The sequence below is a fragment of the Janibacter sp. CoH_79_TC_3 genome, from assembly GCF_058197955.1.
Genome location: NZ_JBXWIV010000017.1, coordinates 18,773 through 35,890, shown reverse-complemented (window position 1 = coordinate 35,890; position 17,118 = coordinate 18,773). Strand labels below are relative to the sequence as shown.

Genomic DNA, 17,118 nt, shown 5'->3' with positions numbered 1-17,118 from the left:
ATAAAGCTTAAAAAAACCTACTTTCTAGTACCAATGACAGGCGGAATATACTCAGCACTATTGGTAAAGGCTAAAGGTTGAGTTATTTCATCCTGCGCGGCCTTTAGCGTCTCTGTGCTGGTCGGCTGTTGTAAAAATAAATAATAACCGAGCGCTGCTGCGTTCAATACTACCAAACCACCAAATAAATACGGCATCCTTTGCTATCCTCTATTATTAAGCTGATTTCAATAAATTCAACAAACCATCAATACTCATTTAACTATCATCATAAAAAAAGATTAAGCATCAAAATCGCGGGCGCTTTTCTCTTGGGTAATCTCATCGGCGGCAAGGACTTGGGTCAAAGGTTTAATTGGCCAAGTCATGACAAATCTTGCACCACCAAGCTCACGGCTCTCATCCACTTTCATATTACCATTAAACCAAAAGGCAATACGCGACACAATAGACAAGCCTAAACCATAGCCACCTGATGCTCGGGTGCGACTATCGTCTAAGCGTGAAAATGGAATAAAGACTTTTTCACGATCGGCTTCAGGTATACCATGACCGTCATCTTCAACACTGACAAAGGCATTGCCCTTTCTGATCCCAGCACTAATGATAATGGTACTCTCAGCATAGCGTAAGGCATTACCGGCTAAATTCTGAATCACCCGATGCAGATAACGTCTATCGGCAACCGCTGTTACTTTAGCGTTGGGCAAGTTGGTCACTATCTTGATAGGTTTGCCTAAAGCATTGGTCTCACGCTCGATTTGCTCAAGCAATTCACGCAGATTTACTGGCTCCAAATCTAGCTTTGGCGAGCCCTCTTCTAGCTTGGCGTAAGTTAACATCTCATCAATCAAACCATTCAGCGCTTCGATATCTTCATCAATATAATCGCGCTGCATAAAGCGTGAGTCTTCATCATCAGTATCGGCCAGCATGTCGACCGCAAAACGAATACGCGCCACCGGTGTACGCAGCTCATGCGATACCGCCCGCGTCAGCTCGCGTTGCGATTCTATTAATCGCTTAATATGCGCCGTCATCGCATTGAAGGTCGCGGATAAACGCGCAATTTCATCTTGCCCGATAACCTGTACGTTAATATCAAGATTGCCTTTACTAACCTCGTTAACACCCACTTGAATCAGTTGCAATTTGCGTTCGAGCGGGAAAATAAGCGCATAAACACCCAAGCTGATTAAGAACATACTGATCAAAATCATACTAATAATCAAATTCAGCGGGAACCAATTAAACAGCGGTACCGGACCAATTAAAATCGCCATATCATTGATTTCAGAGGGCACAACGACCGTAATCGACGAGTTGCTCTTACTGGTATTGGTATCTTGTAATAAGATGACCACCTCATCGCGGCGCAAACGTGCCATCTGATCAGGATCTAAATTGAGCGTATTGACTGCTCTAAACTCTAAAGGAAAAGCAAATTTCTCTTCTAACTGCGCCAAACGCGAACGTTTATCGGATAAGGTTGCATGATAAGATAAATCATCGAGTAAAAATACAGCTATCGCCCGTACTTGCTGCTCAGTCACTTGGGTGATACGCGCTGTTAAAATATTTTGATTGTCTGGTAAGCCATAATAGACATCGGCATAAACCGGTTGGTCAATATAGCGAACGACGGTATTACCTTTCTCAAAACGACGCAGCTCACTGGCATTAAAATCTATTTTATCAATCGGTACAATGCTGAATTCTGCACCAAACAAACTACTAGCGTCAGACAACCAATACTCACGCTGCGATTCACTCTCTTGGTGAGCAATGCCTTCACTGACGATATGAAATGCACCCGTTGCCATATTTTCACGGTAAGACTGGACGCGTTCTTTATTAATGGTATCCATCAATAACTGGGCAAATAATGCCACGCACAAACAGACGATTAAGAGTCCGGCATAAATACGAACAAAGATACTGTGTTTAAGAGAAGAAACTAATGACATACGTGCCGTGACCAACCTAATAAAGAAAAAATATTAATGAATGCTAAATATTTGCTGCACTATTTATATGAGACTCATTTAATTTACAACGATAATTATCGCTCAATTAAACCACATAACGCAGCATTTAAGTTCAAAAATTAAAATTTAAACCATAAAAAACCAGCATTCAGCTGGTTTTTTATAAGAAACTTATGCAGACTAAATATTTACATCTACTACGAAATATTAATTGCCTTCTTTAACGAACAAATAACCTTTACTACGGACCGTTTTGATACGTTTAGGGTTCTCTGGATCATCACCGATTTTTGGACGAATACGTGAGATACGTACGTCAATCGAGCGATCTTGACCATCATATTCGATACCGCGTAGACGCTCAAAGATATCTTCACGTGACAAGATACGACCAGCGTTAGAAGCTAGTAACCATAACAAATCATATTCCGCACTGGTAAAATCAACCAGCTCATCGCCAAGGTTGACTGAACGCCCACCGTTATCGATAACCAACTCACCGAATTCTAAACGCTGTGGCACGTCTTCAGATGGCGCGTTTTCTGAGCGACGTAATAACGCACGAATACGCGCGAGCAATACGCGTGGCTGCGCAGGTTTGGCAACATAATCATCAGCGCCCATTTCAAGACCCAATACTTGATCCATATCTTCTGTGCGCGCAGTCAACATCAAAATCGGGTTATGGAAATGTGGACGAACTTCACGGCAAACCGTCAGCCCATCACTACCAGGAAGCATGACATCAAGTACGACCAAATCTGGTTGTTCGCTGACAATACGGCGAATGGCACGATTACCATCCGTTTCAATAGCTACCTCTAGACCATTCTTAACCAAGTAATCTTGGGTCAACATAGCTAGGCGCTCGTCATCCTCAACAATCAAGATTCGGGGGGTGTTGTCTTCGTCATTCGTTGTCATTGTTATATCCTCTAATACATCTAATTTAAAAACAGTAAAAGTAAGAGCGGTAAATTAATAGCACCGTAACTTAATCGATCCGTAAGCTAATGCAATCGATGTTTGTATAGCTGTTACAAACTTGGTAGCACAGTATACTATTAAACACACAGCTTCCTATACTATAGCTTATAGTTGGTAACAAAACCTATAAACTACCTCCATTAAAACGTTAGTTTGCGTCCAAAAATTATACCCTTTATCATCATAAAAGGGCATAAGATAAATTTTATATAATAATAGTGGTTCTATTGTAGCTTAACCATGACGTCAAAAATCAGCAAAGTAAAAATACAAGAAAACCTGATTGAGTTTAACCACTAAAAATTTACTTTCTAATCCCTAATATAACCATATATCACGGTTGTCGCTAGTGACTTTTCTAGCATTTAATAAAAATTAGTTTAGTTATGGATAAATGCCTAATGACCTAATAGCTTTTCAGATAGCTAATGTTTAGTTTTTAAGAAAAATAAAACGTTAATAGCTAAAATGCTAGCTATTAAAAAAGCAGGTATTAAACAATTAGATATTGGAAGAACAGGCATAAAAAAACAGCCCATGATGGACTGTTTTTTTTATTATTGGCGCAAGAATTAAAGAAAGACGTTAACCTTTGCTACAAAGCATAATACTAAGCACGGTTTTTGTACTTACGGATAGTCTGGAGCTGGGCGACTGATTCCGCCAATGATGCCAAGGCAGCATTGGTTTGTACGGTATCAGATTGGTTGACCAGCATCTGCTCAGCCTTTTTACGTGCTTCAACGATTTTACTTTCGTCAAGGTTGTGTGCACGCATAGCAGTGTCAGCAAGTACGGTAACCATTTTAGGTTGTACTTCTAACACGCCACCTGAAACATAAATCACTTCTTCTTCACCGTTAGGAGTTTGTACGCGCATTGCGCCAGGCTTTAGCAAAGTAATAAGCGGAGTGTGACCTGGCAATATACCAATCTCGCCTTCGGTACCACTAGCTATTAACATGCTAATTTCGCCTGAATACAACTCTTCACGAGCACTTACGACGCGACATTGTAATGTTGCCATACTTAATTCCTTACTATCAAAGCGCGATCAAAACTGCGATGCATTACTTAGGAGTAGATATAAGATTTATATTATACCTACTCGTTAGTTAATACGGATACAACTTACGCTGCAGAAGACTTCATTTTTTCAGCTTTAGCTACTACTTCGTCAATGCCACCAGCCATGTAGAATGCTTGCTCTGGTAAGCTGTCATATTCACCAGCGATGATTGCTTTAAAGCTAGCAATAGTATCGCGTAGTGGTACATATTTACCAGGTGCTCCAGTGAAGACTTCAGCAACGTGGAATGGCTGTGATAAGAAACGCTGAATCTTACGTGCACGATAAACAACCAGTTTATCTTCTTCTGATAACTCATCCATACCCAAAATCGCGATGATGTCTTTTAGCTCTTTATAGCGCTGTAGAACTTCCTGAACACCACGAGCAACGTTGTAATGCTCTTCACCGATAACCAATGGATCTAACTGACGTGAGGTAGAATCTAGTGGATCAACCGCAGGATAAATACCTTGTGACGCGATATCACGGCTTAGTACGACTGTCGCATCCAAGTGAGCAAAAGTAGTAGCAGGTGATGGATCCGTCAAGTCATCCGCAGGGACATATACCGCTTGTACCGAAGTAATAGAGCCTGATTGCGTAGAGGTAATACGCTCTTGCAGCATACCCATCTCTTCAGCTAGTGTTGGCTGATAACCAACCGCTGATGGCATACGACCTAGTAGTGCTGATACTTCAGTACCGGCTAGTGTATAACGGTAGATGTTATCAACAAATAGCAATACGTCACGACCTTTGCCAGTAGCAGGATCTTTAGTATCACGGAAGTACTCAGCCATGGTCAAACCAGACAGTGCAACACGTAAACGGTTACCCGGTGGCTCATTCATCTGACCATATACCATCGCAACTTTAGATTTGCTAAAGTCTTCAGTGTTTACAACGCCAGCTTCTTGCATTTCGTGATAGAAGTCATTTCCTTCACGCGTACGCTCACCAACACCAGCAAATACGGATAGACCTTCGTGCTTAAGCGCGATGTTGTTGATCAATTCCATCATGTTAACGGTTTTACCAACACCAGCACCACCAAACAGACCAACTTTACCACCTTTAGCAAACGGGCAAAGTAAATCGATTACTTTAATACCAGTCTCTAAAAGTTCAGTACTGTTTGATTGTTCTGCATAGCTTGGCGCTTCGCGGTGGATTGACCAGCGCTCAGAGGCTTCTACTGGACCTTCTTCATCGATAGGGCGACCAAGAACATCCATGATACGACCTAGCGTACCGATACCGACTGGCACAGAAATTGGGCCACCAGTATTAGTAACCGGTAGGTTACGCTTGAGTCCTTCAGTAGAACCCATAGCAATCGTACGTACGATGCCATCACCCAGCTGTTGCTGTACTTCTAAAGTAGTTTCGGTGCCATCAACTAGCAAAGCATCAAAAATCTTAGGTACTTCGTTACGGTTAAACTCAACGTCAAGAACCGCGCCAATAATCTGTACAATACGACCGCTACTCATTGCGTTCTCCTGGAAATTCTGTATATAGTGGGTTTTATAAAGGGTTTCAATTATGAAACAGCAGCAGCACCGCCAACGATTTCCGAGATTTCTCGTGTAATCGCCGCTTGACGCAGCTTGTTATAAACCAACTGTAAATCGTTAATTAGGTCGCCAGCATTATCTGTCGCCGCTTTCATCGCAACCATACGTGAGGACTGCTCAGAGGCAATGTTTTCCATTACCGCTTGATAGACGATAGACTCAATATAACGCCCTAGCAACTCATCAATCAATGTTTTGATATCAGGCTCGTAGATATAATCCCAGCTCAGTTCTGTTTGAATGCCGCTTTCTTCTTCACCAAACGCACTCTCTGGTAAAGGTACCAACTGATTGACCGTTGGCTGTTGCGTCATTGCATTGACGAACTTATTATAAACCACATAAATGCGGTCTATTTTACCGTTCGTATAATCATCAAGCATCGCTTGAACCGGTGAGTTTATCTGCTCAAAAGTAGGTTTATCACCATAATCAGTAACCGCTGCAGTGACCTTGCCACCAAAGTTTTTAAAGAAACTGACACCTTTAGAACCAATCACGGCAAATTCAGCTTGTACAGACTGGTCTTGGTATTGCTGGATATTCTTTGTTAATGCTTTAAATAAATTAATATTTAAACCACCCGCTAGACCGCGGTCAGATGTGATGACGATATAGCCAACTCTATTGACTGGACGGCTTACCATATACGGATGTTTATAATCGGATGAGGCATGCACCAAATGCGAAATAACCCGGCGCATACTATCAGCATACGGGCGACCCACTTCCATGCGCTCTTGGGCACGGCGCATTTTACTAGCCGCTACCATTTGCATAGCGCGAGTAATTTTCTGGGTGCTTTGAATACTGGTGACTTTGGCACGTATTTCTTTTAAGTTTGCCATAATGATTCCAATATAAGAGGGTTAAAAAAGCATTGGCACATGCAACAATATTTTAATATAAAACGGTGTTCTTATTAACGATCTATCATTGTTTAAATATTTTAATATCTTGTGACATGACGCAACCATAGACCATGAGTTGTGACTAAAGTGGCGCTACTGTCTTAATAAAAAGCTTATCAGACAACGCGCCACTTCATGAGCTCTAACACTAAAGCCACAACAAAACTGGCTTAACCCGTTAAATTAATAACTGTGATTTTGTTTAAAAGTCTCTAAAGATGACTTTAAACGACCTGCGATATCATCGTTATAATTCGCAGTGTCATCAATCTCTTTCATTAAGTCAGCTTGCTCATCATGCATATAGCGTAAGTAAGCTTCTTCAAAAGAACCGATTTTTTCAACTTGAACGTCTGCTAAGAAGCCTTCGTTTGACGCATAAATAACTGCGGCTTGCTCAGAGATAGACATTGGCTGATACTGTTTCTGTTTCATCAGTTCAGTCACACGCTCACCATGGTCAAGCTGTTCGCGGGTAGCGTCATCAAGGTCTGATGCAAACTGAGCAAATGCAGCAAGTTCACGATACTGAGCTAGAGCGGTACGAATACCGCCAGACAGTTTCTTAATGATCTTAGTCTGAGCAGCACCACCAACACGCGATACCGAAATACCAGCGTTGACTGCTGGACGGATACCTGAGTTAAATAGGCTTGATTCTAAGAAGATCTGACCATCAGTAATTGAAATCACGTTGGTTGGTACGAATGCAGATACGTCACCGGCTTGGGTTTCAATGATCGGTAGCGCGGTTAAAGAACCGGTTTTACCAACCACTTCACCATTGGTGAATTTTTCTACATACGCCGCGTTTACACGTGAGGCACGCTCAAGTAAACGTGAGTGTAAATAGAATACGTCACCAGGATACGCTTCACGACCTGGCGGACGGCGTAGCAATAGTGAAATCTGACGATAAGCAACCGCTTGTTTTGATAAATCATCAAAAACAATCAGCGCATCTTCGCCGCGGTCACGGAAGTATTCGCCCATCGTACAACCTGAGTACGGTGCGATATACTGTAGTGCTGCTGGCTCTGACGCTGAAGCTACGACTACCGTCGTATATTCTAATGCACCAGTTTGCTCAAGCTTACGTACCACGTTGGCGATGGTAGAACGTTTCTGACCGATAGCCACGTAAACACACTTAATACCAGAAGCTTTCTGGGCAATGATCGCATCGATAGCCATCGCGGTTTTACCCGTCTGACGGTCACCAATGATAAGTTCACGCTGACCACGACCGATTGGAATCATGGTATCAACAGATTTATAACCAGTCATGACTGGCTGATCAACTGACTGACGATCAATAACGCCTGGGGCGATTTTCTCGACTTTGTCAGTCATTTTTGCATTGATAGGACCTTTGCCATCAATAGGGTTACCTAAAGCATCAACAACGCGACCTAGCAACTCAGGACCTACCGGAACTTCAAGGATACGACCAGTACAATAGGCTTTTTGACCTTCTTGTAGTTTTAGGAAGTCACCCAGTACTACTGCGCCAACCGAATCACGCTCTAAGTTAAGCGCCATTCCGTAGACTTCACCTTCAAACTCAATCATTTCGCCGTACATGGCATCTTCAAGACCATGAATCTGCACGATACCGTCAGATACTTTGACAATCGTGCCTTCATTCTTTGCAGTTGCACCCGCATCAAGGTCTTGAATGCGCTGCTTAATCAGGTTACTGATTTCCGCTGGATTCAATTGTTGCATTGCCTTGTTTCCTTTAATTTATGATAACCCGCCACTGACGTAAATGCTCTTATATCACGCAAGCTTGATAAACTGCGTTGACGATTGGCATTAGGCCGTTAGCTGTGTTTTTAACTGTTGTAACTTGCCGCGCATCGAATCATCAATGACTTTGTCACCGACTTTGATCGTAACGCCTGCCAAGAGACTTGGATCCACCGATTCATGAATCACCACGCTCGCATTGAGCGAAGCAGCAAGACGTGCTTGCAGCGTATCACGCTGGGCATCGGTTAATGGATAAGCAGAGGTCACATAAGCGTCAAGCTGCTTTAAGCTTACTGCCTTATGACGGCGATAATGCTCATAAACTTCAGGAAGCAGCGCCAGACGCTCTTGCTCTGATAACTGTTTAACGAAGTTACTAAATGCTACTGATACTTTTGGATAGCTGGCGTTGCTGTCTTGACGAGCCCCTTGGGTCTCACCTAATAACTGCTTAAAAGCAGAATCATTCGCGCTAGCTACTTGTGTATCATAAAGATCGACCAAAGCAGCTGACTTATGCTCAGCAGAAACAGCTGGATTGTCTAGCCAAGTACTGAACGACTTGTCATTGACAACGGTAGCGGCAATGAACAGGAAGTTTTCCCAGTCATTTACTACCCCGTTTTCATTGGCATAGTCAAACGCGGCTTTAGCGTATGGTCGTGCTAAGGTTGATAAGTCAGCCATGTTATCCTCACAATTACAGCTTCGCCGCCAGCTGATTTAACATACTGGCATGTTTTTGCACATCGACTGTGTCTTGCAAAATCTTTTCAGCACCAAGGACAGCCAGTTCGGCGACTTGGGCACGTAATGACTCACGCGCTTGATTGATTTCTTGGTCGATTGCCGCTTGTGCTTGTTGACGAATGCGCTCGCCTTCCGCTTGGGCTTGCGTTTTAGCATCTTCAACAAGTTGATTGGCGCTTTTGTTCGCTTGCTCAATTAGAGCAGCAGCTTTGGTCTTAGCCAGATTAAGCTCCTGCTGTACATCTTGCTCCGCGGTGGCCAAATCTGCTTTTGCTTTTTCAGCAGCGTTTAAGCCTTCAGCAATTTTACGCTGACGATCATTAATTGCGCCGATAAGTGGTGGCCACACGAATTTCATGCAGAACATCACAAAGATTGCAAAAGCAATGGCTTGACCGATGAGGGTAGAATTGATATTCACGTGATCACCTCTTTGTTAATGAAAAATCAGTTTCATTGATCATATTTGATAGCCAAACTTTGGCTATGGTTAACATACAAACTTTGACTACCAAACATTTACAACTGAGCTTTCTGATTAACCTGCTAGAGGGTTAGCGAACAACAATAGCATAGCAATACCAACACCGATCATCGGAATAGCATCAAGAAGACCTGCTACGATGAACATACGAGTTTGCAACTGTGAACCAAGTTCTGGCTGACGTGCAACACCTTCTAGGAATTTACCACCTAGAATAGCAAAACCAATACCTGTACCTAGTGCACCTAAACCGATAAGTAGTGCTACTGCGATAACTGTGTAACCACCTAATACTGGATCCATGGATGTATCCTCATTTACCTATTGAATGTCTAATTAATGTTCAGTTGATGATGCAAGTGACATATAAACTATCGTCAGCATCATAAATACGAACGCTTGAAGTGTAATAATTAAGATGTGGAAAATAGCCCACGGTACTGATAAAGCCCATTGAATCCAAAACGGCATTAGGGCAATCAGTATGAAAATCAACTCACCAGCATACATGTTACCGAATAGTCGTAAACCTAAAGAGATAGGCTTGGCTATCAAAGTAACAAACTCTAAGATAAAGTTGATGGGTATTAAAATAATTTGTACGATAGGATTTTTGGCACTAAACGGATGCAGTGTCAGCTCGCCAACAAAGCCGCCTAGACCTTTTTCTTTGATACTATAAAACAGAATCAATATAAAGACAGAAAAAGACATGCCAAGCGTGATATTAGGATCCGTGGTTGGAACTATCTTAAAAAACACATGATGTGGATCATGTCCCATCATTGCGCCGATTTGGCCAGCAAGCATAGGGATAAAGTCGACGGGTAGTAAATCCATCAAGTTCATTAAGAATATCCAAACAAAGATAGTCAACGCCAAAGGCGCAATCAGCTTTGAGGTACCACTATACGAATCACGAACGTTGTTATCCACGAACTCAACGATCATCTCAACCGCGGCTTGGAGTTTACCCGGCACGCCTGAAGTGACTTTTCTAGCGACCATCCAAAAGATGGCGCAGAAAATAATGCCTAGACCAATTGACCAAAGCATAGAATCAAGGTGGATTGCTTTAAAGCCCATTGCACTAGCTTCTTCAGCAGTATAGGCAACTTTCCAACCTTCGCCCGGCAGATAGCCGTACGTCCAGTTCGTTAAGTGGTGAGAGATATAGTCTGTTGTTGTTTGCTCGCCTGCCATAATGTCAGCTTCTTATTAATCAACGATTTAATCAACTACCAAAAATATGGTTGTCATCTGATGAGGTTTTAGTATGTCTATCTGCCTTGTAACAAAGCAGGCAAATGAATCACGCTAACACGCTCATGTAACCAATAACATCCAACCCATAACTATCTAATTAAGCTGTTATTACTCATTAACCAAACTGAATAACCAAAATGTGTTACCAATGCTACTCAATACGATAGCGGGGATAAATTTTAGCTATCAAAAAAGGGCTTATGATGATTCAGTAATAGCCCTTGCATGTGTACGCAAAAATATCATATAGGTGTTTGCTTATATCGTTTTATCACGATAAACGCTTAATACAGCGCTTGTCAGCAAGATATTTAGCTGCCTATATTAATGCAGCGTGGTATTCGTGTAAAGTCAATTATGACTTTTTTATTTAGTGTATAAATACGTTAAACGCTGTTAACGTTAGCTTACATAGCTTTGCGTCTATAATACTATATAGATAATCTGTTTATATTTAATAACTCTGTTTAGATAAGGGGTTAGTAATCACAATTATTTGACGCTTTACGCTGATATAAACGCTGTATTCATAGTTTTTATTATAAAAACGATTTTTAGTCGTTTTATGATGTATCAATGATTTATAGCAATAATCGTAGAGAAGCTGGACCGCAGGATGACAAACTAACGTTATTTATAATGCTGATGATTAAAATGATAATCGTCTATAAATACTAGCGTATATGCCACAACATCCAACTATGACTAATTTGCATTACCATAAAACCGATAAATAGCGCAGGCGCTGATAGGGGTTGTACGGTAATAAAAATTAGTGCGAAACCAAATACAGTCAATAGCCATTTGGCCATCTGACCCCGATAAAGCTGGCTAACAATATGTAAGCGCGCGCGATATCCGCTATACCAAAAGATAAAAAATGCAAATACAGCTTGAGTAGCAAAACTTAGTAGCGCACCGATAGCGGTACTTTTTGCGACAGTAAGCTCACTATGCAGCCAAATAACATCTATGACCCAAGCAATAATAATAAGGATAAACAATATCCATGCTTGGCGTTTAAGATAGATGCCAATTTTATCTTTCTGCGTGCGTTTGGCAGGCTTGGTCATTGATATTCCTATAGCCCTATAACGTGGGGATAATGTAGCATACTTGCGACACTGTTATCCGCGAGCGGGTCACCATATAGGCATTATCTTTTAACCAAAATAAAACGCCCTTATTATAAGGAGCTAGCCGCTTTTAAGCAAGTAGAATATGCCTTTTATCAAGCATTTACTTGTTTTGCGGCGAAAACTCTTCTACAGAGTGAATAAAGTGTTGCTAATACTTCATAAAATCGTGTTTTACCTAACAATTTACCGATAATCCTTAAGCAATTTCGCTGCATACTTTCTTTAATAGCGTTTTTTTAACAGCTTTTTCAAAATTCATTATGTAAATAGCTACAAGTTATTTGTTGAAAAGTTTATGCGATACATTGGCGAATTTGCTGTGCCATTGACTGCCAACCGCTGACAAAGTCTTTACTGTTGCTCATATCTTCCACTTGCACCGTACTTTTAACGGGTTGTAATTTTGCCAATAAACCTTTTGCAGGCTCACTTGGACTGACCAAGCACATCTGCTTGGCTGGGCGCTGCTCATTAAGCCAACGTAGTTGACTCGCTTTTGGTGCCAAATGATGGTCCGTACTTAAGCTGCCAATCAGCTGAAGCTTGGCGCTGTCTTCCATATACTGATAAGCGTCGTGGTACGCCCAGTACGGCAAAGGTTTTTGAGCGTGGTTTTTATTGGCTGCCGCCACTGCCCTATTCATGCGCTGGGCAAATTTTTGCGCATTGGTATGATAGAGTTTTTTATATTGTGGATTGGCATGACTGTGAATAACAGCAAGCACACGGGTAATGGCTTTGGCATTTTCAGGATCGAGCCAAATATGCGGGTCAAGCGTGCCAGCAATGGCTTTACCTTTGATATCACGTAGCGGATGACGTTTAAACGCATCAAACTTAAATAAAGCAATGGCATTGGGCGCGCTATTAAGCGTAGCGGCTAAGTTATTCTCTAGTGGCTCACCAAACCAAACCACAAACGTACTGTCCTGAATCACTTTAATATCGCCGGGGCTGATACTACCATGATGCCCTACCTCCCCTGCCTGTAATAATTGCTTGGCAGAAGGCGCGCCTTCTGTCACCGCTTGGCTCAATAAAAACAGTGGATAATTACTCACACTGACCGTAGCCGCTTGCGCGCTCATCATTAACGAGCCCAATATAAGCACGCCAGTTATGAATAATCGCTGTAAGGTCAGAGGTGAATGTATAAAAGTTTTAGAGAATGAAATCATAATGGCTGCTTTCGAAATTCAATGATGAATGGCAATAGTGCGTATAAGCGTTTTTCTGTTTAGGAAACGATATATCTATTAATAAGTGAAAACGACTTATCTATTTCTTAGTTATAGTATGTTATACTATAACAATATTAAAAACCATCACAAAATGCCTCATATAAAAGTGAGTTAGATAAAAGTACCTTACATATATGAAGGTGATAAATATAAAAGTGCTGGTTGTTTTAGTATTGAGTTATCTTTAGGAGCTTGCTGCATGTCTAATCATTCATCTCTTTGCGCTCATGTACATGATGTGCAAGATTTTACACCGTCCGATGTGAATGAGCGCCTTATGGCGGCAAAAGAGCAATGCCGTGCAAGCGGTGCGCGCTTTACGCCATTGCGACAACAAATTTATCAGCTGGTTTTACAAGCCAATAAGCCTGTGGGTGCTTATGATTTGATTACGCAGTTGCAGCAAATGCGTCTTAATGAGCCTGAAGTAGAAAACGTCGCATTGAGCAATCAAACAACTAGTCAGACGCCAAAAAACGTCGCACCGCCGACTGTCTATCGCAGCTTGGAGTTTCTATTGAGTGAAGGTTTGATTCATCAGCTAACCTCTATCAATGCTTATGTGCCCTGCTGTCATCCGCGCGCCCAGCATACGGCAGCATTTCTGATATGTGCGCAGTGCCAGCGTGTACAAGAATGCAGCAGTTTACCGGTACAAGAAATGATGAGCTTTGCGCAACAAGACGTCGGTTTTGTGGTAGAACGCAGTGTCATTGAGCTCAGTGGTCGTTGCCAAGCCTGCCAGTAAAATAGTTGCTTTCCAATATTTTATGTTTACGCTCTTATGCTTAACCATTATTCTGTTATTTCTTAATTACTACTAATATATCAGTACTGCCCTATGAGCCTAGCGATTTCACCGATCCAATCCTCTTCTGCTATTAATATAAGTAATAAGACGATGCCTAATGCCGCCAAACTGCTGAGCTTAAGCGATATCAGCTACCATATCGGGCAGCAACGCATCCTCTCGCATATCAATATTGATATCGCTGTTAATGAAACAGTCAGCCTTATCGGTCCTAATGGTGCAGGTAAATCAACTTTGGTTAAGCTAATTTTGGGCTTAATAGAAGCAACGAATGGACAGATAACGCCGCATCAAAAATTGCAGCTCGGTTATGTGCCACAGCGCTTTGCGGTAGCGCCCATTTTACCGTTACGTGTTTGTGATTTGTTGGCTCAAGCAGACAAAAAGCACTTAACGCCTGAGCAGCGTCAATTTATATTTGAAAAATTGTCCTTAACCCATCTGCTATCGCGGCAAATGCTACATTTATCAGGTGGTGAAACCCAGCGGGTATTACTGGCGCGCGCTTTATTAGATAAGCCCAATTTATTGATTTTAGATGAGCCGATGCAAGGGCTTGACCCTGATACCGAGGTTTGGCTCTATCAGTTTATTGATGAGCTACCGGAGTTTTTACGCTGCGCCATGTTGGTCGTTTCGCATGATTTGCATTGGGTCATGAAAGGTAGCAGGCGGGTCATTTGTCTTAATAAGCATATTTGCTGTGAGGGGCAACCAAGCGAGCTTGCTATTAGTTCGGAATTTCAAAAGCTCTTTGGACACCATTACGAGCAGCCGTACGTCCATCAGCCACACGCTTGCGAGCATCATGCCCCAATCGAGATATAATCAACAACCAAGCTTCTTCAAGCAAAAAATCGCCTTGTATTTTTTCTAAAAACGTTACGGATATCTATTATGACCGCTTGGTTAGCCATCATTGCCCCTGCTTGGATCGCTGGCAGTATTTTAGCCTTACTTTCTGCACCGCTAGGTTGCTTGGTATTATGGCGGCGCATGGCATTTTTTGCCGATGCATTGGCGCATGGTACCTTACTAGGGGTGGCGTTAGCAGTATTGTGGCAATTACCCATGGGCATTGGCATTGCCCTTGTCAGTGTAATGGTAGTGCTAGGACTGGTGTTAATTGATGATGAGCGTTTGCCCGTCGATGCGGTGTTGGCCGTGGTTGCAGTGTCGCTATTGTGCTTGGGTTTATTGACGTTAACCCAGCTGACCGATCAGCAAGCCAATGTCTTAGGTTTTTTATTTGGCAATTTGCTCGAGCTTGATTGGGCAGATTTACCCTTAATTGCAACCAGTGTTTTGGTGGGCTTAGGGTTACTTATTTATATATGGCCGGCACAAATCAAACTGGCTACTCATGAGGCCTTAGCACGGATTCAAGGTATCAATCCCACCCGTCAACGGCTGTTTTTTATGGGCGTATTGGCGGGGTTTTGTGCCATTGCCTTACAGGCAGTTGGTAGCTTATTAATCAGTGGTTTATTGGTACTACCCGCACTGACAGCGCGCTTATGGTCTGCATCGCCAAAACAAATGGTCATTATCGCCTTGATAATCGCCCAGCTTGGCGTCACGCTTGGGGTTTGGGGCAGTATTTGGTTTGATATTCAGACTGGACTTGCTATCGTTTTAGTACTCGCTATTTTATTCTTTATGGCGTTAATTATATCTAAGCTAATAAGTAAAAAATCAGGCACAAAATCCCTAATGGCAAAATTCTGGTGCCCACGCCACTAAACATCCAAATATCTGGCAGCGCTTATGGCAGTCGTAGCCATTATTATCACCCTCGTAAAACAGCCACTGTCTTCGCCTTAATCGAACTTTATTTCATCAATATTGCTAGAGCTTTACTCGTTATAATGTTATAAACTTTCTCTAATATTATCAACAGTATAGTTAGCGACTTTTATAATCAAACCAACGCTTAAATAACTGATAAATTATTGATATATAACCACGAATTATTTTGACTTCATAAGGGACTGAATCCAATGCTTAGCTATCCTGCTAGTGCAGTCAGCACGCCAGACGGACAGGTAAATATTCTGCAAATTACCGATTTGCATTTATCATCCCACGTGCCTGCGGTGGCTGACCAAACCAGTAGCGAAGTAGCGGTTTGCCAATTCAGTTTTGAGGCGATTATCAAGCAAGCGTTAAGTGAAGATCGGCGCTGTGATTTAATCCTTGTCACAGGCGACTTAGTAAATAAAGTACAAGCAGAGATTTACGATCATATTTTTGCAGTACTGCAAGCAACTGGTATTCCTTTCGCCTGTATCGCCGGCAATCATGATGTCACTGATGAAGATGACAGCGAGTTGCCATTTTTCCAGCGTGAACTGATTGCTAGAGCTGCGGATGAGCGCCTGCTGAGCCGACATATCATTGAAACCGAGCATTGGCAGCTACTGTTATTAGACTCTTCTATTACCGGTAAAGTAGAAGGAGAATTGACGATAACCGACATTGATTGGCTATATCAACAGTTGCAGACTTGCGCTAAGCCTGCGCTCATCGCCTTACACCATCATCTAATACCGGTTGATTCTGAGTGGATTGATCAACATATGGTAGAAAATGCGAATACCTTTTGGCAACGAATGGCCGCATTTGAGCACCTAAAAGTGATTATTAGCGGCCATACTCATCAAGAGCAAGTCCGTTACCGTCAAGGGGTGACCGTTTATAGCACGCCGTCTACCTGCTATCAGTTCGAGCCTTTTGTAGACGATTTTGCTTATGATAAAAATGCCCTACCTGGATATCGCTGGTTGCAATTAGCCAACAATGGAGAGGTTGCAAGCTGGGTTAAAAGACTAGATACTTGACGACCAGTTTTATTGGCAAAAATTTGGCTAGAATAATATCGCCAGAGGCTGTATCTTATACTGTTAGCCAATGTAAGAATAAATTAGAACGGTCTAAGTTTTATTTAGACGAAATTATAATAGCTAGGATGGCTAAATTGACCACAAGCTAAGTTTTCACAGTCAGTGATTTGTCTATTTATTTAACAGTAAGTATTTAAATAAAGAAATTCATAACCATATACCTGACCATTGATAATTGATAGGTCGCTTGCGGCCTATTGAGATAACCGTATTATTAGATCAGCTGTGTTACTT

General features: G+C 42.0%; 17 protein-coding genes. 4 read left to right on the top strand and 13 right to left on the bottom strand.

Annotated elements, in window-relative coordinates; all coding sequences use genetic code 11:
- Nucleotides 1-17 precede the first annotated feature (17 nt).
- The 13 genes from AC2FA3_RS12225 to AC2FA3_RS12165 all read right to left on the bottom strand — a co-directional run bounded on the left by AC2FA3_RS12225 (nucleotide 18) and on the right by AC2FA3_RS12165 (nucleotide 13,107).
- Complete coding sequence (locus tag AC2FA3_RS12225; RefSeq protein WP_201611573.1) at nucleotides 18-197, bottom strand: hypothetical protein; 180 nt, start codon at nucleotides 195-197, stop codon at nucleotides 18-20.
- A gap of 84 nt (nucleotides 198-281) precedes the next feature.
- The gene (locus AC2FA3_RS12220; RefSeq protein ID WP_490509814.1) at nucleotides 282-1,967 is read right to left on the bottom strand and encodes an ATP-binding protein; all 1,686 of its coding nucleotides are present in this window, start codon (nucleotides 1,965-1,967) and stop codon (nucleotides 282-284) included.
- A gap of 228 nt (nucleotides 1,968-2,195) precedes the next feature.
- A complete protein-coding gene (locus AC2FA3_RS12215) occupies nucleotides 2,196-2,912 on the bottom strand; it encodes a response regulator (protein WP_201545925.1) in 717 nt (238 codons plus the stop codon).
- A 673-nt stretch (nucleotides 2,913-3,585) separates the two neighbouring features.
- Nucleotides 3,586-4,002 (bottom strand): F0F1 ATP synthase subunit epsilon, encoded by a 417-nt coding sequence (locus AC2FA3_RS12210; protein WP_149493092.1) that lies wholly within the window; start codon nucleotides 4,000-4,002, stop codon nucleotides 3,586-3,588.
- 104 nt (nucleotides 4,003-4,106) lie between these two features.
- Entirely contained in the window at nucleotides 4,107-5,540 is a 1,434-nt protein-coding gene (gene atpD / locus AC2FA3_RS12205; RefSeq protein ID WP_201545923.1) for a F0F1 ATP synthase subunit beta, read from the bottom strand.
- Between the two features lie 50 nt (nucleotides 5,541-5,590).
- Complete coding sequence (gene atpG / locus AC2FA3_RS12200; RefSeq protein ID WP_490509813.1) at nucleotides 5,591-6,472, bottom strand: F0F1 ATP synthase subunit gamma; 882 nt, start codon at nucleotides 6,470-6,472, stop codon at nucleotides 5,591-5,593.
- Between the two features lie 246 nt (nucleotides 6,473-6,718).
- Complete coding sequence (atpA, locus tag AC2FA3_RS12195) at nucleotides 6,719-8,263, bottom strand: F0F1 ATP synthase subunit alpha (RefSeq protein WP_490509812.1); 1,545 nt, start codon at nucleotides 8,261-8,263, stop codon at nucleotides 6,719-6,721.
- A 90-nt stretch (nucleotides 8,264-8,353) separates the two neighbouring features.
- Nucleotides 8,354-8,977, bottom strand: a complete 624-nt coding sequence (locus tag AC2FA3_RS12190) for a F0F1 ATP synthase subunit delta (protein ID WP_201545919.1) — start codon at nucleotides 8,975-8,977, stop codon at nucleotides 8,354-8,356.
- 13 nt (nucleotides 8,978-8,990) lie between these two features.
- Nucleotides 8,991-9,461 (bottom strand): F0F1 ATP synthase subunit B, encoded by a 471-nt coding sequence (locus AC2FA3_RS12185; protein ID WP_079692821.1) that lies wholly within the window; start codon nucleotides 9,459-9,461, stop codon nucleotides 8,991-8,993.
- Between the two features lie 117 nt (nucleotides 9,462-9,578).
- Entirely contained in the window at nucleotides 9,579-9,827 is a 249-nt protein-coding gene (gene atpE / locus AC2FA3_RS12180; RefSeq protein WP_010197960.1) for a F0F1 ATP synthase subunit C, read from the bottom strand.
- A gap of 33 nt (nucleotides 9,828-9,860) precedes the next feature.
- On the bottom strand, nucleotides 9,861-10,727 hold the full coding sequence (gene atpB, locus AC2FA3_RS12175) for a F0F1 ATP synthase subunit A (protein ID WP_490509811.1): 867 nt from the start codon (nucleotides 10,725-10,727) through the stop codon (nucleotides 9,861-9,863).
- Nucleotides 10,728-11,464: 737 nt separating this feature from the next.
- Nucleotides 11,465-11,863 (bottom strand): ATP synthase subunit I, encoded by a 399-nt coding sequence (locus AC2FA3_RS12170; protein WP_490509809.1) that lies wholly within the window; start codon nucleotides 11,861-11,863, stop codon nucleotides 11,465-11,467.
- Between the two features lie 359 nt (nucleotides 11,864-12,222).
- Nucleotides 12,223-13,107: a metal ABC transporter solute-binding protein, Zn/Mn family gene (locus AC2FA3_RS12165; protein ID WP_490509808.1), complete on the bottom strand. Its 885-nt coding sequence runs from the start codon at nucleotides 13,105-13,107 to the stop codon at nucleotides 12,223-12,225.
- Nucleotides 13,108-13,369: 262 nt separating this feature from the next.
- Between AC2FA3_RS12165 and AC2FA3_RS12160 the strand changes: the two genes are divergently transcribed.
- The 4 genes from AC2FA3_RS12160 to AC2FA3_RS12145 all read left to right on the top strand — a co-directional run bounded on the left by AC2FA3_RS12160 (nucleotide 13,370) and on the right by AC2FA3_RS12145 (nucleotide 16,821).
- On the top strand, nucleotides 13,370-13,918 hold the full coding sequence (locus AC2FA3_RS12160; RefSeq protein WP_490509807.1) for a Fur family transcriptional regulator: 549 nt from the start codon (nucleotides 13,370-13,372) through the stop codon (nucleotides 13,916-13,918).
- Nucleotides 13,919-14,011: 93 nt separating this feature from the next.
- Nucleotides 14,012-14,809, top strand: a complete 798-nt coding sequence (locus AC2FA3_RS12155) for a metal ABC transporter ATP-binding protein (protein WP_490509806.1) — start codon at nucleotides 14,012-14,014, stop codon at nucleotides 14,807-14,809.
- Nucleotides 14,810-14,878: 69 nt separating this feature from the next.
- Nucleotides 14,879-15,724 carry a metal ABC transporter permease gene (locus AC2FA3_RS12150; RefSeq protein WP_490509805.1) on the top strand — a complete coding sequence of 282 codons (846 nt, stop codon included), beginning with the start codon at nucleotides 14,879-14,881 and terminating at the stop codon, nucleotides 15,722-15,724.
- 257 nt (nucleotides 15,725-15,981) lie between these two features.
- Complete coding sequence (locus AC2FA3_RS12145; RefSeq protein WP_490509804.1) at nucleotides 15,982-16,821, top strand: metallophosphoesterase; 840 nt, start codon at nucleotides 15,982-15,984, stop codon at nucleotides 16,819-16,821.
- Nucleotides 16,822-17,118 lie beyond the last annotated feature (297 nt).